Source organism: Sulfurimonas sp. NW15 (assembly GCF_051132285.1).
GTDB lineage: Bacteria > Campylobacterota > Campylobacteria > Campylobacterales > Sulfurimonadaceae > Sulfurimonas > Sulfurimonas hydrogeniphila.
Genome location: NZ_CP093237.1, coordinates 1,777,613 through 1,797,003, shown reverse-complemented (window position 1 = coordinate 1,797,003; position 19,391 = coordinate 1,777,613). Strand labels below are relative to the sequence as shown.

Here is a 19,391-nt window from a genome sequence, read left to right as displayed (position 1 = left end):
TTGTTATTTTCCTAAAATTCTGTTTAATACCTGCTCGTAAGCTACTGTAACGCCACCTAGTCCTTGTCGGAATCTGTCTTTATCCATTTTTTCACCACTTTGTATGTCCCAAAAACGGCAGTTGTCCGGTGAAATTTCATCAATGAGAATGATATTTCCCTCTTTGTCTTTTCCGAATTCAAGTTTAAAATCAACTAAATTCAAACCTTTCTGAGCAAAATAAGGCTTTAAAATATCATTTACCTGTCGAGCCATACGGCGAAGTTTGTCAAGCTCATCCTGAAAATCAACCAGTCCAAGAATCAGTGCATGCTGGTCATTGAGTTTAGGATCACCAAGTTCATCATTTTTGTAGTCAAATTCTACAAGAGTAAAAGGAAGAACTGTACCGTCTTCAATACCAAGATTGCGGGTAAGACTTCCTGTTGCAATATTGCGAACAATGACCTCTATGAGAATAACATCAACTTTTTTATGAAGCATGTGATTGTCATCAAGCATTTTCACAAAATGGGTAGGAATGCCATTCTTTTCCAAGAGTTTGAACAATTCTGTAGAAATTTTATTGTTCAGTGCTCCTTTTCCGACTTCGCTGGATTTTTTTTCGCCATTAAATGCTGTTAAGTCATCTTTAAATTCAGAAATGACTAAATTTTCATCTTCTGTCGCGTAGAGTTTTTTTGCCTTACCTTCGTAAAGTAATTCTTTTTTTTTCACGTTTTTTATCCTTTCATTATAACAAGAGCTTTTATGATGTCAACGGCTTCTTTGAGTTGAATGTCTTTGTTGAGCATTTCTGGCGTAATTATATCTTTTTTATCTTTTTTATCTTCTTTAGTCTCTTCTTTTTTCCCGTCAACTTTTTCAAGTTCTTCCTGCAGATGTTTTTTCAGGTCTGCTTCTTTTATGGCAAACTCATTTTTATGTGTTTTAAGCTCACCTGGAATAACGACTACGTCAGGCTTCACGCCTACCGCCTGAATGGTTCTTCCGCTTGGGAGGTAGTATCTGGCAATAGTAAGTTTTATTGCTTCTGTTTTTGTAATAGGCAGGACAACCTGTACACTTCCTTTGCCAAAAGTGTTTTCTCCTACGAGCACAGCGCGTTTGTGGTCTTGCAGAGCCCCACTGACAATCTCGCTGGCACTGGCACTTCCCCCGTTGACCAAAACAACCAAAGGAACCTTTGTCAGAGTGTTTGAGGCATGAGCGCTGTAGGTTTTGTTTTCAATTTTTCGTCTTCCTTTTTGGGAAACTATCACGCCGCTGTCTACAAAAGAGTCAACCAGACCTACTGCCTGGTCAAGTAATCCGCCAGGATTGTTTCTTAAATCTAAAATAATACCTTTAGTGGAAGCTTTGCGTTTATTTATCTCTTTCGTAACATCTTCTACAACTTTTTTGTCAAAACTGGCAACGCGTATGTATAAAATATCATTATTTATTACTTTTGCGTGTACAGATTCTATTTTGATTATATCACGGACAATATGGATAGAAAGAGGCTTGAGTTCTCCCTCTCTGACGATGAGCAAATCAATAGGTTCTCCGACTTTTCCCCGCATAAGGGATACCGCTTCATCTATGGTCATGCCAATAGTAGATTTGTCGTCAATTTTTAAAATTATATCACCTGCTTTGAGCCCTGCTTTATCTGCCGGTGTTCCGTCAATAGGGGATATAACTGTGAGTGCACCGTCTTTCATACCAACAGTAATTCCCAGCCCGCCAAATTCACCTTCTGTCTGTACTTTTAATCGTTTGTAATCTTTTTCTGTCAGATAATTTGAATGGGCATCAAGATTTTTCATCATACCGTCAAGTGCTTTGTCTATAAGCTCTTCTATCGTTACATCATCAACATCATATTGTTGTACTATGCTGATGACTTTCGTGAATTTCTCCAAAGCCTGAAGTCTAGAAGCCTGTGCATCTTTTATGGAACTCTCTGCAAATAAAGAAGAAGAAAGCATAAGCGCTATTGATGTCGCAACCGATGCAAATCCTAGAGTGATAAACTTTTTGTTTTTCATAATAAACCTACTGTTGATTTTTTAAAGAAGATATTATACCAACAGTTGATAAATGGAAAACTTTTATGCTAAATATGATAAAATCATTTTAAATTTGTATGGGATATCAAATGAAAAACATTGTACTAATAGGTTTCATGGGTGTAGGCAAAGGAAGTATAGCGCGCGAAGCGCTCAAATATTCTTCGTATATGACGATAGACACTGATGACATTATAGAAAGCATGGAAAACAGAAAAATTAAAAAGATATTTGAAGAAAACGGTGAAGAGTATTTTAGAAAACTGGAAAAACGGGTTGCAAAATGGCTGGAAACAAGTGTACATGATACGCTCATTTCTACCGGCGGCGGTTTCTACAAACAGACAAATTTACAAAAAATAGGTACAATTGTTCTATTGGATTCTCCTTTTGATGCTATCATTAAACGATTAAAAGAACACCCCAATGCAACAAGAAAATTGAAAAAAAGACCGTTGCTTGCTGATTTGAAAAAAGCAAAAAAACTTTATGATGAACGACGACCTCAGTATCTGAAGTTGGCAGATATCATCATAGATGTTACTGGAAAATCAGCACAGGAATGTGCAAAAGAACTCTTAAAAAAGGTAAAAAAACATGGGTAAATTATTATTGGTACTGGCATTTGTATTCACAACATCTCTGATGGCTGATGAGATACACTGGGCAAAAGACTATCAAGAAGGGATGGTTCAGGCACAAAAAGAGCATAAACCTGTTCTTTTTATTATTTCAAGTCACTCTTGCAAATACTGTCTGCTTCTTGATAAAACAACACTTAAAGATGAAAAAGTTGTGCAAAAGATAAATAAAAATTTTATTGCTGTTCGTTCATGGACGGACAAAAGAGATTATATTCCGGCTGTACTGGCACAAAATACTCCGGGCCTTCCGGGAATATGGTTTTTGTTACCAAACGGTGATCCTATGTTTCAGCCACTTTTGGGATATGCAAAAAAAGATGTGTTTTTACAGGCATTAGAGATAGTGCAAAAAGAATTTAATACAAATCAAAAGAGAGTGAAAAAGTAATGATATTTGTAAAATCCAGTGATAATGATTTTGATGGAAAGTTTGAAGAACTTTTAGCGCGCGGAAAGATGGATATTGCCCATGTAAGCGGCATAGTAAATGATATTATTGAAGATATAAAAACAGATAAAAATCTGGCTTTGCGATCACATATCAGTAAGTTTGACAACTGGACACCAAAAAATGATGCAGACTTGAAAATAACGACTGCATCTATGCAAAAAGCCTATGAAAATATTGACAAAAAGCTTAAAGATGCCCTGCATCTTGCCTATGACAGAATAAAAGCATATCATGAAAAGCAAAAACCGAAATCATGGTTTGATACAGAAGCAAACGGAACGATTTTGGGACAGCAGGTGACTCCGGTTGAGAGTGCAGGGCTCTACATTCCGGGAGGAAAAGCAGCTTACCCCTCATCTTTGCTTATGAATGTTATTCCTGCGCAGGTTGCAGGTGTTGAAAATATTATTATCTGTACGCCGACACCGGATAATGAACCAAATGAGCTTTTACTCGCTGCCTGTCATCTTTGTGGTGTGAGTGAGGTATATAAAGTGGGTGGTGCAAGTGCTATTGCCGCAATGGCGTATGGAACCGAGACAATACCGAAAGTGGATGTTATAACAGGACCCGGAAATATTTTTGTGGCAACTGCAAAAAAAATGGTTTTCGGTGAAGTCAATATTGACATGATAGCCGGGCCAAGTGAAATAGGTATTTTGGCAGATGAGAGTGCAAAGGCCAACCACTTGGCTATAGATCTGCTTTCTCAGGCAGAACATGACGAAATGGCAAGTTCTATTTTGATTACACCCTCGCAAAAACTGGCCGATGCTGTAAAAGATGAAATCGAAATATGGCTAACAAAACTTTCACGCCAGGAAATAGCCAGAAAATCCATAGAAGAAAGAGGGGCAATCATCGTAACAAAAGATATGGATGAAGCCGTTGATTTGATGAACAAAATAGCGCCCGAACATCTTGAAGTCGCTACGATGAGCCCTTTTGAACTTTTGCCGTATATCAAGCATGCCGGAGCAATATTCTTGGGACACAACACACCTGAGGCTATAGGCGACTATGTTGCAGGACCAAACCACACGCTTCCTACTGGGGGTACAGCAAAATTTTATTCACCGCTTGGTGTTGAAAATTTTATGAAAAAAAGTTCTATTATTTCATTCAGTAAAAATGCTATCAATGAGATTGGAGAAGAGTGCGCTTTGATTGCAAATACAGAAGGATTAACGGCTCATGAACAGTCTGTCCGTGTTCGCCTAAAATAAATAATTATCTGATTATAATATATTAGTTATAAAATTTTATTTTATAACTAATATAAATCTTTGAAATATTAATTTTCCCGATATACCCATTACAAAAAAATTATCAAAAATATATCACTCTTTTATTACTTCTTTAAGGTTCATGCGTTAATATATCTACAGTAAAAAAAGCCTGAAATGCCGTGCATAAGGGCTTCTTTTAGTGTTAATAAGTCGTAGTTATAAATCTTAAAAAAGCCACTGAAGGCCAAAGGAGAATATATGCAATTAGGTTTCCTAGTTGATTTACACCTGTGTATGGGTTGTAAAGGTTGTGAGATCGCATGTAAAGTGGAAAATGAAGTTCCGCTTAGTACATGGAGACTTCGTGTTAAATATGTAGATGTGGGAACTTTCCCTGAAACTAAGAGAACATTCACCCCTCTTAGATGTAATCATTGTGAAAATGCACCATGTGAAAGAATTTGTCCGGTATCCGCTCTTCACTATATTGAGAATGGTATTGTAAACATTGATAAAGAGAGATGTATCGGCTGTGCCGGTTGTGTAATGGCCTGTCCGTACGGTGCAATATACATTGATCCTGAAACGCAGACTGCTGATAAATGTACCTACTGTGCACACCGTATTGCATCTTCGATGATGCCGGCCTGTGTGGTTGCATGTCCGGTAGAAGCAAATATTTTTGGTGACTTGGAAGATCCTGCATCAAATATTTCAAGATATATTCAAGATCACAGAGATGTACAGGTTCGTAAACCTGAGAAGGGAACAAATCCTCATCACTATTATGTCGGAGCAGGACAAGCGAGTCTTAATCCTCTTGCATCAAGAAGAGAAGAAGGGTATAACCTGTTTAACAATATTACAACACTTCCACTAGGGGGGCATCACTAATGGTACATGAAACTTTAGCAGCAACAAATGCTGTAGTAACTCTAGATGTTGCAATTCCTGATATATTCTGGGGTTGGTATGTAACAATGAATATGTGGGCAAAAAGTATCGGTACCGGTCTGGTATTTATGCTTTTTCTTTTATTAAAGAAAAATCCGAGTGAAATGAACGGACTGCGAACGCCGGTTATGATTGCTTCTTTTATCTTTATGAATATTTTCCTGGTTTTCACATGGTTGGACCTGCATCAAATGTGGAGAATGTGGCATATATTCTTTTATCCTCACTGGACATCAGCAATTACAGTGGGTGCCTGGATGGCAACACTCTTTGTAGGTCTTGAATTTGTCATGATTGCAGTAATGATCAGAAAAGAGAAATGTTTGCTGACAAAACAGCCTACCGCCTTTTTTGATAAAACACTTTTTTGGGTAACGCTGCTGGCAATTCCAGTAACACTTTATACTGCCGGTATTATGGCTGAAGCAACAGCAAGAGAATTATGGCAGATGCCGACAGAATCAGCACAAATGATTTTGGCAGCAACACTTTCCGGTTCTGCGGCAATTATCCTTCTCGGCGGTTCTAAATTAAGCGACGAAACGAAAAATTTCTTTGGAGCGATTTTAGGATTAAGTGCTTTAATGGCATTTATTATTTATATGTCAGAGTATATTTTCGGTGCTATGAAAGCTGAAGAAGTTGCAGCTATCTTAGGCTATGTTAAAGGCGATGGTGAGTATGCTACAATGTTCTGGATTGGACAGTGGGTTGCATATATCTTACCAATGATACTGGTTGCGCTTTCACGAGTAAGTAACAGTAGCAGTCTTTTAAACCTCGCAGCTATTTTAGCTATCGTAGGTCTGTGGGTAGTGAAGCATGTTTGGCTAGTTATTCCACAATTATTACCAATGAGTTAAGGAGAAAGTATAAATGTATTTACAAAGTAGAAGAACATTTTTAAAAGGTGCTGCATTCAGCGTAGCTGGTGTAGCTATTGCTAAAGGGGTATTTGCAACAGATGCAATTGCCGAATCTGTTAGCCAAAGTAAGTTTACAAACACTCCTGATACAATTTCTTTTTATCCTGACCAATCAGAGTGGGACAATTTTGCGGAGCTCGACGGAGATGACTGGAAACGTGGCGGTATCGAACGCCATGGCGTCCGATCTGCCGACAATCCTGACGGTATCCAGGTAAACAACTATACAATTGTTCCAACAGTCTGTTCAAACTGTGAAGCGGGTTGTGGTCTAACTGCATGGGTTAACAAAGATACTATGACGGTAAGAAAGTATATGGGTAACCCATTACACACAGGTTCTCGAGGCAGAAACTGTGCCAAAGGGTATGCTGTAACTTCTCAAATGTACGATCCTGATCGTATTCCGTTTCCTATTAAACGTGCGCCGGGTTCAAAACGTGGTGAAGGAAAGTGGGTTCGTGTAACATGGGATGAGGCAATGGCTGCTATCGGGAAGAAAATGCATGACACACTTGCAAAAGGTGATGAGATTTCTAAAAAATCTATCATGTATCATGTCGGTCGTCCAAACGAAAACGGCTTTGGTCCGCGTGTTCCGCAATCTTTAGGAATTGACGGATACAATTCACATACCAATATCTGTTCAGCAGGGGCTCGTCAGGGAACTATCCAATGGGCAAATGATGACAGAAACTCACCGGATTGGGCAAATGCAGATCTGATATTCTTACAGTCTTCACATGCAGCAGATGCGGGTCACTATTTCCAACAGTCAGCCGGTTTGATTGCTGAAGCGCGCAAACGTGGTGCAAAAATGGTTGTTATTGACCCTAGAATGAGTAACTCAGCGGGTATGGCGGATTTATGGATTCCGTGTTGGCCGGGAACAGAAGCAGCACTTTATCTATATTTGACAAACCGTATTTTAAATGAAAAGAAAAAAGACGGGTCAGATATTGTAAATCATGAATTTGTAAAAGAGTGGGTTAACTGGGACAGACTGATGGCCAACAAAGATTATCTGCAAAAGATGATTGGATACGGATATATCTCTAAAATGCCAAAAGATGACAGTTATGAGTCTTTTATAGAAGTTGCAAAAGAGTTGTACGCTCCGTATACTAAAGAGTTTGTTGTTAAAGAGTGTAAACTCGAAGGTATGGAATATAAACTGGATGAACTGTGGGAGATGTTTGTACCTGCAGGAGCTAAAGTTGCTACATATTTATGGCGTGCAGGACCAATCGGTCACCGTGGTGGCTGGATGAATACACGTGCAGGTTTCCTGCCTCTTGTTTTTGTCGGAGCTATGCGTGGAGATATCGGTGGAGTAGGTATGCACCACTGGCATGAAATTTCAGTTGCAGGAAAAGGTGACAAAGCCACAGTTGCAGGAAAACACCCTGAAAAAACTGATGCATGGAATGAAATTGCATGGCCGCCGGAGTATCCTATTTCAACATATGAGATGGGTTACATGATGCCACAGATTATGATGGATGATGCATGGCATGAGAAATGGACGAAACGCGGACTGAAGATTCCTAAATCTATGGCTGTTTATGTTCCAAGAATGCACAATCCTTTATGGATTAATCCGGATGGATTCAGATGGATAGAAGCACTCAAGCGTGAAGATAAATTTGAATTGTCATTTAACCTCTCTCCTACCTGGTCTGAAACAAACTGGTACTGTGATTATGTACTTCCTGTTGGACTTGCGGGTGAGAGAAACGATCAACAGTCAACGCCTTCAAAACCGGAACAGCGTATAGAATTCCGTCAGGCGGTTCTTCGTGTTGCTGCTGAAAAATCAGGTTGGAAAGCAAAAAGACCGGAACGTGCTACACTTGAAGCACACATGAAATTCGGTCTGGGTGAAGTATGGGAAGAGAGTGAATTCTGGCCAAATCTAATTGTAGATTATGTAGATCCGGATGGTTCATTGGGCATCAGAAAATACTGGGCAAGTAAAAAAGATCCGTCCCGTGCGGTAACTGTTCCTGAGTATTTTGATGCGGCGATGAGTCTTTTACCGAAATTAAAAGCCGAAGCGACAAAACTGTATGCAAAAGAAGAGTTCCCTGTTTACAGCTACATGAGAGATCATGGTGCCTGGACAGAAAAAACTGATGTATACAAGCCTCAGGAAGAAGAACTTGAATTTGACGGAACATATTACCATGCACACGGTCATAAATATTCCAAAGACGAAGTTACCAAGGATGAATTCGGTGCATTATGGGTACAAGACGGAAACTTCAAAAAATCTATCGGTGCTGAAATTGACGGAGAACTTCGTGAAGGTTTCCATACATTGAGTAAAAAGCTTGAATTTTTCTCTGAGTGGTTGGCTGAAGAATGGAAATGGCCGGAGTATGCTATTCCAATTTATCCGAGAAATGATGCAGAGAGCGACAAAATGGTACACCTTGTAACACAGGTTCACCATAAGCATATGAAAGCGGACAATGAATTTGCACTCAATACGATTTATCGTCTGCCGTACAATATTCATACGCGTTCTGTGAACTCTAAACACTTGATGGAGATTTCACAAAACCACAATCCTATTTGGATCTATACAAAAGATGCTGAAAAACTCGGTATCAAACGCGGAGATGCAGTTAAAGTACAAATACAGGATACTCTTACAGGTATTAAAAGCGGTTACTTTATTGCAATGGCTGTGCCAACTGAAGCAACACGTCCTGGTGTTCTTGCATGTTCACACCATGCAGGCCGCTGGAAACTCAAAGACTCTGTAACTATTCCGGGATTTGAGCATCAGCTTGGTATTATGAGTTTGGGTTCTCCTAAATATGAAATGACTGATGACGGAAAAGTCGGAACAATGAAACCGACTGAAGGTATCAAACCGCATCATGCATGGCAGTTTAAAGAGTACAACAAAGATCTTGACAATATCTGGTGGGATGGACTCAGTGGTGCATGGCAAAATGCGGTAGCCCCTTGTCATCCGGATCCTATTGCCGGAAACCACGGCTGGCACCAAAAAGTTATCATTACCAAAGCAGGTGCTGATGACAAAATAGGTGATATTAAAGTGAACTATGAAAACAACTTTAAAGTGTATCAGGCATGGAGAGATCAGTTGACTCGTCCGTTGACTGCGGCAGACAAACTACGCCGTCCATATCATATTAAACGTCCGGTGAAACCAAGCCAAAAGGCTTATGAGTTCAATATAAAAGACGTTTAACAACAAAGGTAAAGCCCACTTCAAGTGTGGCTTTACTATACTTCTAATATAAGAAAATTTCCAAAAGGCACATTTTTAATGAATAATGATTTAAAACAAGAGCAGATTGCAAGAATAAATTTGTATGCACTTATCTCAAGAATAATGATGAGTGAAATTGATGAAGGGCTATTAAAATCAATAGAAGAAGACGAAAATATGCTCTCTTTTTTTCCAACATTCAAAGAATGGAAAAAACGAAAAGAGCTTGATTCAAAAGATTTGATAGAAAGATATCTGAATGTTGATTTTACTAACCTTTTTTTACTCCATCTTATTCCGTATGAATCATTTTACACGAGAGATGATCAGATGCTTGAAACAGGTGGCGACAATCCTGTACAGGCCATTTTTAATGCTTTTGAATTTAATGTACAGCTTGACAAAGCACGGGTTATGGCTGCTGACCATATAGCGATTGAACTTGAGTTTATGTATGAACTCTGCAGAGCAGAGCTAAAGGCACTTGAAGAGGGGAACTCTAAAGTGGCACAGGAGATAGCACAGATTCAGTACGGTTTTATGCGAGACCATATTTTGGAGTGGGCGCCAATGTATCTGTTAAATGTGAAAAGTGAAGCAGGCACGGCTTTTTATTTTGATGCGGCTGATTTGGCTTTGGAGTTCATTATGAGTGACTTTGAATACCTCACAGAATTAAAAAACAGCGGATATAATCACCAAGCATGAGCCTTTTAACTTTAGATGTCAGCAAATGCGTGCATACTTCAAACAAGTTTGCAATATGTGACAAATGTGTGCAGGCATGTCCTGTTCAAACAATTCATCTGGAAAACTCTGCAATCTTTTTTACACCGAGTGAATGTGTTGGATGTGGAGGCTGTAATGCAGTTTGCCCTACTGCGGCATATACACTGGATGATTTTAACCCAATGAATTATATTTTCCAGTTTTTAGAAGATGAAAAGAGTGTGCTTACATGTAAGGACGAAAATTTCCCCTGTATAGCCTCATTGAGTGTTGAAGAGTTATTGAGTGTTGCATTGATATCTTCAGAAAAAATTACTTTGGATGTGGGACCCTGTGCAGAGTGTGAAATAGCAAAAACAAATCTTGCTGTTATAAACAACAGAGCAGAAGAGGTGAATTTCCTGCTTGAAGCGATGCAACAGGAAAAAAGCCTGAATGTTGCAGCATTGAATTTTGAAATAAAAAAAGAAAGTGATACTTTAAGCCGGCGTAAACTGCTCTCAAAAGAGGGTGTCAAAACTGCAATATCCATCAAGCAGCAACTCCAAAATGAAGTTGATGCGAGTGATACGAATGTAAAGACACATACAGTTACAGCAAAAGATATTATGAAAATCAAAGAGAAGAATATACCGGACAGGCGAAGTCTGTTGCTTATGGCTATGAAACGTGCCAAAGTGCCTGAAATGTATCATACGATTTCTGTAGAGGACATCTCATTTATTTCACAAAAGGATCTGGATGAGACTACATGTACCAATTGCCAGATGTGTTACAGAATTTGTCCGACCGGTGCTCTGAGCTCAGATCACAGAGGCAGTAAAATTGATTTTAATCCGCTCGCCTGTGTACAGTGTCACAGCTGTCATGATGTCTGCGAACCGCATTCTCTCACACTGAGAAAAACATTTTCGCTCAGTACTTTTTTTGAACCGAAAATTGAAACCCTGGTGCGTTTTGACATTAAAAGATGTGATGAATGCGGGAACTTTTTTGCCTATCAGGGTGGAGAGAAAATCTGTAACAGATGCAGGATTGAAGAAGAAGAAGCAAAAGAACTATGGGGGATACAATGAGTGAAAGAATGGCAGAAGTCGAGACAATGAATGCTGATGACGGGATCAAAAAAGAGACAAAGCTCTTTGGGCTTATTGCTGAACATGCCAGTCCAAACAGACTGTTTATTTTACTTAACAAAGAGATAAAAGCAAATAATGCCGATGCCATGATGATACCGATGAATATACGCGAAGATGATTTTTATTATACACTTTCAAATATGAAAAAGTCTCATGTCAACGGTGCATATATAGCAGAAGAATATCAGGAGAGTGCAGTAGAACTGCTGGATGAAGCAGATGAATTTGTACAGGTGTATAACAAGTGTGATTTTGTTTTAAGAGACGGTGAACGACTGATCGGAACGTATCTTGAGAAAAACAGTACATTGCTTGGCGAAGATTTAGCAAAAGAAATATTTGAAAAATATATAAGATAGGAAGACAATTATGGATATAAAAGATTTAAATGAATTAAGAAACGAATTTGAAATGATGCAAAAACAGGCAATGCAGGCTGCCTGTGATGACGGAAGCTGTGCAGAAGATGAGTATGAAGACTATCCAGACTATTTAAAGGCCATTTATGCAGAGATTATGCCTCCGGCAAAAAGCGGTATCTATTTTTCAAGATGGGATTTAAAACGCATAGCAGCTGAACTGGGCGAATCTTTTGCCATAGATGTACGTGAGAGAATGTTTAAAAATTTCATGCAGTGGATTGCTACACCCGAAGACATGCAGGCTGTTGTCAATGAATTTAAAAAACACATGGATATGAAATGTGATTTGTATCAAGAATATATGCAAAACTATCCGGCAATGAAAGAGATTTTCGAACCGAAAATTCAAAAAGCGGAAAAAGCAAAAAAATATCTTGACAAAGTCTATATCGAGTTTTTTACTTAAGCTTTTTCAGTATCTCTTTTTTTATTTTTCCGAGATTGAGGGGATGTTTTTTATGAATATCCGCCTCAAGCTTTGCAATCTCCTCATCTAAACCTCTGTTTTGATAATTCATTATTAAGAGCAAGAGCAATTCTTTTGCATCTTTTGCGCGTTTAATATCTGCAAACTCTTCTTCTTGTTTTTTGGTAAAAAATGATTTTTGACTGATTTTTGCGGTGAAAAATCCGGCTAAAAAAATCAGGGTATAGATGAAAAAAGTTTTTATCTGCGCAAAATTTATCCATGCTTCATTTTGTGGGGCATTTGTTTTGTCTAACAAGAGTGCAGGATTTGTTTTTTTTACTTTGACTTTATATGCTTTTGTATGGAGTGTGTAATAGCTGTTTTTGCGCGGGGAATAAACTTCTAACGCAAAAGAGGGGATTGTAAAATTATCTGCCGCGCTGAGGGCATATATATATTCTGTATTGATAATATACCCATCTTCTGTAAGCCTGGAAAGTTTGTCTTTTCTTTTTGAAAATATGCTTACATTTTCAATTTGCGTATTGAGGATATTCAATGCTGTTTCTTTGTAACCCGTACCGGAGAGTATATAATGCAGATTGACAATCCCGTACTGGTCAATTTCATCGGTGTCAATTGTAGAGCTGATTTTAAAATCTCCTACCAGGTCAACATGTTTTTTAAATTTTTCTACCTTGAGTGTTAAAGGTTTGAGCGCTATTTTTGTATCATAGGTGCTGATGGCTATACTGTCATCATGGTCATCAACATAACTTTGTTTGACAGCTTTGTCACTGGCGGTGCGAATAATAAAATCAAAATTTACATGCAGTGTTTTTGCTTTGAGTGCAAAGAGAATAAACTTAAAGATTGTCTTCGTGTTGTGGTAGCCTTTGTCCTGTATGCTTTTTTGTAAAAGTTTTACTTCATAATCAGGGCTTTTTTGCACATTAAAGGAAAAAAACATATGATCACTGTGGTTTTTCTGTTCCGCCTGAAAGGTAATGAGCAGAGGTTCTTTGATGTGGACACTTTTTTTATTGGTTGTAAGTTTGTAGGTTGCCAGCTGGCCTGCACCAAAAAGTGAGACAGTAAAAAGTATAAAAAGCAAAAATATCTTACCAAGGGTGTTTTTCATTTGTATATCCTTTGTTTATGAGTTCATAAGCTCTGTATCCCAGCTTGTATTTTGATTTGTTTTTCTTCTTTACATGTAGAAGATTTTGGTTCTCTTTTTTCTTTTTGCTGTTTTTTCCGCTGCCGCTGCTTTTTTGTGAAGCTTTTTGCTGTGAGTTGGACGATGAGGCACTTTTGTTTGTGCTTTTTTTCTGCATTTGTTTTTTATCGTCTTGCTTTTTGCGCTGCCTGTTGGTTTTTGGAAGCATTTGTCCGAGATTTTTTTCATCCTGAAGTCCCAGTTTATACAGAAGGCTGAGATTGTAAAAAGCATCTTTGTCAAATCCAAGTGCCAATGATTTTTGGTAGTAGCGTATTGCTCGGCTGTATTTTTTCAAGGCAACAGCACAATTGCCGAGATTGTAAAAAATATTTTGTTTGAGTTTTGGATCAGTGGAACGTATTTGTGAAAAAAGTTCTACAGCTTTTTTGTAATTTTTTGCTTTGCAATAGGCAACTGCACTGTTATAGTAGCTTGCAGGGGAGGGAGAAAGCTTGAGAAACTCCTGTGCAGCAGCTGCATAGTTTTTATGCCTGTATGCCTGATTTGCTTTGTTGTGATGGTAAAAATCCAAGAGCGAGGCCGCATGAACAGGGTACGGCAGAATGATAAAAGGCAGAAGAACAAAGAGTTGGTGCAGTTTTGTTACAGCAAGAAAGAAACTAAGCAGCGCTATAAAAAGCGGAAAAATAAAAAGTTCCCGGTAGCTGAGTACCTTTGTCGTTGATTCAACAGCAGTATCCTGTTCTTGAAGATCGCTGATGATTTCCTTTGATATATCTGCATCTGTGTCTAATTCATAATATTTTCCTCCGCACTCCTGTGCCAACGGTTTTAAAAGTGGATTTATTCTTGAAATTACAAGATTCTCGTTATTATCCAAAATAGGTTTGTTGTTCTTTTTCAGTGTGGTTCCTTTTGTTGAACCTGTTGCAACGATATAGGGAATGATGCTATTTTTTTTACATATATCTACGAGGCTGGCAAGATCTTTGTCCTCGCCCCCGTCAGTGAAAATAATGAGATTTTTTTGTTTATAGGAAGTCTTGGCAATACTTTGAAACAAAGAGAGCAGGGAGGTTCCTTTTGTTAATATATATTTTGGCTCCAGAGAGTTGAGTGCCATCATACTGATGGTACTGTCTGTTGTCGGAGGTGAGATGAGCATGGCATTGGAGGTGAATGCAAAAATACTGAACCGATCCTGATTCAGTTGCCTAAGCAAAGAGGCAATATTTTTTTTTGCCACTTCATAGCGTGTTGGCTTCAGGTCATCCGCCTGCATTGAAAAGGATGCATCAAGGGCTATAATATAATCCTGTGCATCAAATTTTTGCTCGATCGGTTTGTTTGTAATGACCGGTCGACTGAGTGCGATGAGCATAAAAAACAGAGAAAGGTAGAGCAGGTTCTTTTGCTTTTTTGTCTTTTGCTGTGTCTCTTTTATATCATTCTTATAGTAAAAATACAGTGGAATCAGAAAAGAAAGAATCCAGGGATACAAAAGTGTCATAAAACTTCCTTTTTCTGTTTTGTAATAAGATAGAACAGCAGGAGCAATGCCAAAGTAAGCGGATAGATAAAGAGATTTTGTTTATGAAGATAATGTTTTGATCGAATGGCACTTGGTTCGAGTTTGTCTATTTCCTGATAAACTTCTTGCAGCATCTTGACATCTTTAGCCGCAAACATTTTTGCACCTGTGTTTTTTGCTATGAGTTTGAGAAGATTGGCATCAAAAGAGGAGGTGTCTCCTATACCTATGGTATAAATTTTCACATGCTGCTTTTTTGCCCTTTGTACCGCCTCTTTTACAGAAACAGCACCACTGTTCTGATAGCCGTCTGTCACTAGAATAATCACTTTTTCTTTTGCTTTTCCTTTTTTGAGGATTTTGAGTGCAGTTGCCAGTCCTTCTCCTATAGCGGTACTTTCTCCTGCAATGCCCACATCAAAAAAATCCAGTAAAAATGCAACACTCTTCATGTCATAGCTCAAAGGAATGGCAGGATAGGCATAGCTTCCAAATATTGCTACACCGACATTGTCGTTGTAACGTTTGGATATAAATGAAGCTAAAAGTTCCTTGAGTGCATCAAATTTTCTTTTTTGCGGATTTTCTGAGTCAAATCCACTCTCCGCCATGGAACCGCTGGTATCAAGAGCAAAAACCAAATCTCTTCCTTTTCGCTTGGAAGAACTTTTTTGGTCATATACAATTGGTGAGGCAAGTGCAAAAATCATAGAGGAGAGAATCAGGGAATAGAGCAGTTTTTCTTTGTTGATGAAAGAGGTTTTTTTTGAAAAGAGATGTATGTGCGGGAAAATAATTTTTTTGAGCGTAAGAGGACATTTATATATGCAGATTACCAAAAGTAAAAGGATGAAAACATAAGGATATTCAAAGGTAAAATTATTCAATTTGTCACTACTTTTTGATACAATTATAGCAAAGAGGAGATGAGAATGAGATTTATTTTTTTATTTGTTATCCTGCTAACGAAAATATATGCAGATTCAGATGCTTACAATCGTGGTGAAATGCTTTTCTTTGCCAATGCCTGCTCAAGCTGTCATGGACCATCTGCCGAAGGAAGCAGTACCTATCCGAGACTTGCAAACAAAAAAAGCAGTTACCTGAAAAAGAAACTGATTGATTTTCGCGCAGGAAAGGCCAGCAGTGTTTCACAGCAGATGATGGCGCAGTTTGCGAAAAAACTGAGTGATCAGGATATTAACGATTTATCCTTTTTTCTTTCCAATCACAAAGAAGTCCCTGTTGAAGATGTACAGGACGATATACTGGGCGGATTTGGTTCATAAATCTGTTCCGGTACAAATAGATCCTGCAAATACAAAAGAGTACATAAAAACCATACGGGGAATTGGATATATGATGCTTTAGTGTAAGCGTGTTTGAGACGCTACATCTATTTTTCTGCCCACAGCATTCTTAGATAGAGCCCCGGCGTTGAAGTGTATCCAACCTCACTAAATACCAGTTTTTTGTGTTTGTCATAAATAAAAGTTGTCGGAAATCCGGAAATATGAAATATTGAGGAGAGTTTTCCATTTTGGTCGTTGACAACTTTGAAAGTGTAATTATTTTCATCAAGATATTTTTGAAGCTTTTCATCACTCCCTGACTTCACAGCTATGGTAATGACTTCAAAATAGTGCGATAAAAATTCTATATTTGAAGCTTCAAGCTTACATGTAGGACACCAGCTAGCCCAAAAGTGTACTAAAACCGGTTTGTTTTTTACTACTTGATATTCTTGATTATTTATAAGTTTAAAGCTGTCAACAGTTAAGGGACTCTGTGATAAATCCTGACTTCTGTACAAACTTAAAGCATTTGCAAAAAGAGTCATCGTAATCACAAAAAAGATAATTTCTTTGAGGTAGTGTTTCATTTTTTTTAGCATAAGACAAGCTTAACACTATTGTAATAATAAACTGATAAAATGCTAAAAAAATAAAGGAAAATACATGGTTAAAGCACTACTTGTTTCACTGTCTCTCGTATTGATGACGGGATGCAGCACTTCATTGCACAAAGCAACTCCTCATAAAACAAAAAAAACGGTGCATAGAATGTTCCAAAGTGTTTCTAAGGAAAAAGCTGTTTTGTTGCAAAAAGGAAAGCATAAAGAATCTTGCCATATATGCGGCATGAATTTGGTAAAGTTCTATAAAACAAATCATGCGGCAAAAGAGAATGGGATAACACATCAGTACTGTTCTATTCATTGTTTGACAAAAGATATTAAAGAAGGTGCTGAACTGGAAAATCCTCAAGTTGTTGATGTGAGTTCTTTGAAATTTGTTCCTGTAACAGAAGCTTATTATGTTGTTGGAAGTAAAAAACCCGCTACAATGAGTAGAATAAGTAAATATGCATTCAAATCTTTAAAAGACGCACAGGCTTTTCAGGCCCAATATGGTGGGAAAATAGTTGATTTTTATTCTGCCTGGCAAATAGCCAGGAAGGATTTTAAATAAGAAGGGGTTGAGACAGAGTGTTTACTCTATCTCAGCGTCGATAACATCGTCATCGTCTTTTTTCTTTGCTGCATCTGCTGCTCCGGCTTCACCGCCTTGCTCTTTTTTATACATCTGCTCTGCCATTTTATGGCTTGCTTCTGTAAGTACTTTTACTTTCTCTTCAATTTGCTCTTTTGTAGAGTTTTCATCTTTTAGAACATCTTGAAGATCCTTGATAGCCGCTTCTATTTTTGCTTTTTCGTCAGCTGCAAGGTTGTCTCCCATCTCTTTCATTGATTTTTCAGTTTGTGCAATCAATGCATCTGCCTGATTTTTGAGTTCAACAACAGCTTTTCTTGCTTCATCTTCAGCTTTATGTGCTTCTGCATCCTGAACCATTTTTTCAATCTCTTCTTCGCTTAATCCTGAAGCACCTGAGATTGTAATTTTTTGCTCTTTACCAGTTCCCTTGTCTACTGCTGAAACTGTCAGTATTCCGTTGGCATCAATATCGAACGTAACCTCAATTTGAGGTACACCACGCGGTGCCGCCGGAATATCAGTCAGTTCAAACAGACCTAAAGATTTGTTGTCTTTTGCAAATTCTCGCTCACCCTGCACAACGTTAATGCTAACAGCCGGCTGGTTGTCTTCTGCAGTTGAGAAGATTTGAGATTTTTTTACAGGAATTGTAGTTCCTTTTTCGATAACTTTCGTTGCAACACCACCAAGTGTTTCAATACCAAGTGATAACGGTGTAACATCAAGTAAAAGAACATCTTTAACATCTCCTCGTAATACACCACCTTGAATAGCTGCACCTGCAGCAACAACTTCATCAGGGTTTACTGATTTATTTAACTCTTTGCCGTCAAAATAGTCAGAAACTCTTTTTTGTACCAAAGGAACACGAGTAGAACCACCAACCATGATGATCTCTTTGATGTCGCCTTTACTTAAATCTGCATCTTTCATTGCAATTTGAACATGATCCATTGTTTCATCTACAAGTGGTTCAATCATCCCTTCAAACTTAGCACGGGTAAGTTTTACAACCAAGTGCTGCGGACCTGCTTCTGTCATTGTGATAAACGGCAGGTTGATTTCTGTTTCTGTTGCCGAACTTAACTCTTTTTTCGCACTTTCTGCAGCATCTTTCAAACGCTGTAGGGCCATTTTGTCATTTTTAAGATCAATTCCGTGACTTGCTTTGAATTCACTTGCTAACCAGTCAACAATTTTGTTGTCAAAGTCATCACCACCAAGGAATGCATTTCCGTCTGTTGAAAGAACTTCAAATGTTCCGTCAGAAATTTCAAGTGTAGTTACATCAAATGTACCACCACCCAGGTCATATACCAAAACATCTTCATCAGATTTTTTCTCTAAACCATATGCAAGTGCTGATGCAGTCGGTTCATTGATGATACGAAGTACATTCAGTCCCGCAATAGTACCGGCATCTTTTGTCGCTTTTCTTTGGCTGTCATTAAAGTATGCCGGAACGGTAATTACAGCATCAGTAACTTTTTCTCCAAGATACGCTTCAGCATCTTCTTTTAGTTTTGAAAGAATTTTTGCTGAAATTTCCTGTGGTGTGTAGATTTTTCCTGCAACATCAACTGCTGCCATACCGTCTTTGTCTACAATCTTATATGTTACTTTTTCCTGTGCAAGTTTTGCATTTTCTTCATTCATCATAAGACCCATGATTCTTTTGACAGATGAAATTGTTTTTTCCGGATTTGTGATAGCCTGACGTTTTGCAGGGTCTCCTACTAAAACCTCTCCCTTGTCTGTAAATGCAACAACTGAAGGTGTTGTGTTTTTTCCTTCTGCATTTGGAATGATTTTCGCTTCACCACCCTCATATACTGCCACACATGAATTTGTTGTTCCTAAATCTATACCTATTACTTTGCTCATTTTTTCTTCCTTTTTTTAAGTTTAATTGAATTTTATATTTTTTAAAACAGTGTAATTGTACGCTCTTTTAAATTTTTTTTTTGCAACCTAGGTT

General features: G+C 38.1%; 19 protein-coding genes. 12 read left to right on the top strand and 7 right to left on the bottom strand.

Annotated elements, in window-relative coordinates:
- Positions 1-3: 3 nt before the first annotated feature.
- Positions 4-717: a phosphoribosylaminoimidazolesuccinocarboxamide synthase gene (purC, locus tag MLC52_RS09210; RefSeq protein WP_151899818.1), complete on the bottom strand. Its 714-nt coding sequence runs from the start codon at positions 715-717 to the stop codon at positions 4-6.
- Between the two features lie 5 nt (positions 718-722).
- Positions 723-2,033: a S41 family peptidase gene (locus MLC52_RS09205; RefSeq protein WP_151899819.1), complete on the bottom strand. Its 1,311-nt coding sequence runs from the start codon at positions 2,031-2,033 to the stop codon at positions 723-725.
- Positions 2,034-2,143: 110 nt separating this feature from the next.
- Here MLC52_RS09205 and MLC52_RS09200 point away from each other — a divergent pair, with 110 nt between their 5' ends.
- The 10 genes from MLC52_RS09200 to MLC52_RS09155 all read left to right on the top strand — a co-directional run bounded on the left by MLC52_RS09200 (position 2,144) and on the right by MLC52_RS09155 (position 12,201).
- Positions 2,144-2,659 carry a shikimate kinase gene (locus MLC52_RS09200; RefSeq protein WP_151899820.1) on the top strand — a complete coding sequence of 172 codons (516 nt, stop codon included), beginning with the start codon at positions 2,144-2,146 and terminating at the stop codon, positions 2,657-2,659.
- A complete protein-coding gene (locus MLC52_RS09195) occupies positions 2,652-3,086 on the top strand; it encodes a thioredoxin family protein (protein ID WP_151899821.1) in 435 nt (144 codons plus the stop codon). Before MLC52_RS09200 ends, MLC52_RS09195 begins: the two co-directional genes overlap by 8 nt.
- Complete coding sequence (gene hisD / locus MLC52_RS09190; RefSeq protein ID WP_434580134.1) at positions 3,086-4,375, top strand: histidinol dehydrogenase; 1,290 nt, start codon at positions 3,086-3,088, stop codon at positions 4,373-4,375. The genes MLC52_RS09195 and hisD overlap by 1 nt, the downstream gene beginning before the upstream one ends.
- Positions 4,376-4,636: 261 nt before the next feature.
- Positions 4,637-5,272, top strand: a complete 636-nt coding sequence (locus tag MLC52_RS09185) for a 4Fe-4S dicluster domain-containing protein (protein ID WP_151899823.1) — start codon at positions 4,637-4,639, stop codon at positions 5,270-5,272.
- Positions 5,272-6,195 carry an NrfD/PsrC family molybdoenzyme membrane anchor subunit gene (gene nrfD, locus MLC52_RS09180; protein ID WP_151899824.1) on the top strand — a complete coding sequence of 308 codons (924 nt, stop codon included), beginning with the start codon at positions 5,272-5,274 and terminating at the stop codon, positions 6,193-6,195. The genes MLC52_RS09185 and nrfD overlap by 1 nt, the downstream gene beginning before the upstream one ends.
- A gap of 13 nt (positions 6,196-6,208) precedes the next feature.
- The gene (locus MLC52_RS09175; protein ID WP_346389897.1) at positions 6,209-9,484 is read left to right on the top strand and encodes a molybdopterin-dependent oxidoreductase; all 3,276 of its coding nucleotides are present in this window, start codon (positions 6,209-6,211) and stop codon (positions 9,482-9,484) included.
- Between the two features lie 78 nt (positions 9,485-9,562).
- Positions 9,563-10,213: a TorD/DmsD family molecular chaperone gene (locus tag MLC52_RS09170; protein WP_346389898.1), complete on the top strand. Its 651-nt coding sequence runs from the start codon at positions 9,563-9,565 to the stop codon at positions 10,211-10,213.
- Positions 10,210-11,310 carry a 4Fe-4S dicluster domain-containing protein gene (locus tag MLC52_RS09165; RefSeq protein WP_434580131.1) on the top strand — a complete coding sequence of 367 codons (1,101 nt, stop codon included), beginning with the start codon at positions 10,210-10,212 and terminating at the stop codon, positions 11,308-11,310. Before MLC52_RS09170 ends, MLC52_RS09165 begins: the two co-directional genes overlap by 4 nt.
- The gene (locus tag MLC52_RS09160) at positions 11,307-11,732 is read left to right on the top strand and encodes a hypothetical protein (protein ID WP_346389900.1); all 426 of its coding nucleotides are present in this window, start codon (positions 11,307-11,309) and stop codon (positions 11,730-11,732) included. Before MLC52_RS09165 ends, MLC52_RS09160 begins: the two co-directional genes overlap by 4 nt.
- A 10-nt stretch (positions 11,733-11,742) precedes the next feature.
- A complete protein-coding gene (locus MLC52_RS09155; protein WP_346389901.1) occupies positions 11,743-12,201 on the top strand; it encodes a hypothetical protein in 459 nt (152 codons plus the stop codon).
- On the opposite strand, the gene MLC52_RS09150 is transcribed toward MLC52_RS09155, so the two are convergent.
- The 3 genes from MLC52_RS09150 to MLC52_RS09140 are packed head-to-tail and all read right to left on the bottom strand — an operon-like array spanning position 12,194 to position 15,805.
- Positions 12,194-13,345 carry a hypothetical protein gene (locus MLC52_RS09150; protein WP_346389902.1) on the bottom strand — a complete coding sequence of 384 codons (1,152 nt, stop codon included), beginning with the start codon at positions 13,343-13,345 and terminating at the stop codon, positions 12,194-12,196. The genes MLC52_RS09155 and MLC52_RS09150 overlap by 8 nt on opposite strands.
- Positions 13,326-14,897, bottom strand: coding sequence for a vWA domain-containing protein (locus MLC52_RS09145; protein WP_418640561.1), 1,572 nt, complete (start codon positions 14,895-14,897; stop codon positions 13,326-13,328). Before MLC52_RS09145 ends, MLC52_RS09150 begins: the two co-directional genes overlap by 20 nt.
- Entirely contained in the window at positions 14,894-15,805 is a 912-nt protein-coding gene (locus MLC52_RS09140; protein WP_434580128.1) for a VWA domain-containing protein, read from the bottom strand. Before MLC52_RS09140 ends, MLC52_RS09145 begins: the two co-directional genes overlap by 4 nt.
- Positions 15,806-15,850: 45 nt before the next feature.
- On the opposite strand from MLC52_RS09140, the gene MLC52_RS09135 reads away from it, so the two are divergent.
- Complete coding sequence (locus MLC52_RS09135) at positions 15,851-16,207, top strand: c-type cytochrome (RefSeq protein WP_188110038.1); 357 nt, start codon at positions 15,851-15,853, stop codon at positions 16,205-16,207.
- 107 nt (positions 16,208-16,314) lie between these two features.
- On the opposite strand, the gene MLC52_RS09130 is transcribed toward MLC52_RS09135, so the two are convergent.
- Positions 16,315-16,812: a redoxin domain-containing protein gene (locus MLC52_RS09130; RefSeq protein ID WP_151899836.1), complete on the bottom strand. Its 498-nt coding sequence runs from the start codon at positions 16,810-16,812 to the stop codon at positions 16,315-16,317.
- A gap of 64 nt (positions 16,813-16,876) precedes the next feature.
- Between MLC52_RS09130 and MLC52_RS09125 the strand changes: the two genes are divergently transcribed.
- A complete protein-coding gene (locus tag MLC52_RS09125) occupies positions 16,877-17,389 on the top strand; it encodes a nitrous oxide reductase accessory protein NosL (protein ID WP_346389904.1) in 513 nt (170 codons plus the stop codon).
- 21 nt (positions 17,390-17,410) lie between these two features.
- On the opposite strand, the gene dnaK is transcribed toward MLC52_RS09125, so the two are convergent.
- Positions 17,411-19,297 (bottom strand): molecular chaperone DnaK, encoded by a 1,887-nt coding sequence (gene dnaK / locus MLC52_RS09120; protein ID WP_151899838.1) that lies wholly within the window; start codon positions 19,295-19,297, stop codon positions 17,411-17,413.
- Positions 19,298-19,391: the final 94 nt, after the last annotated feature.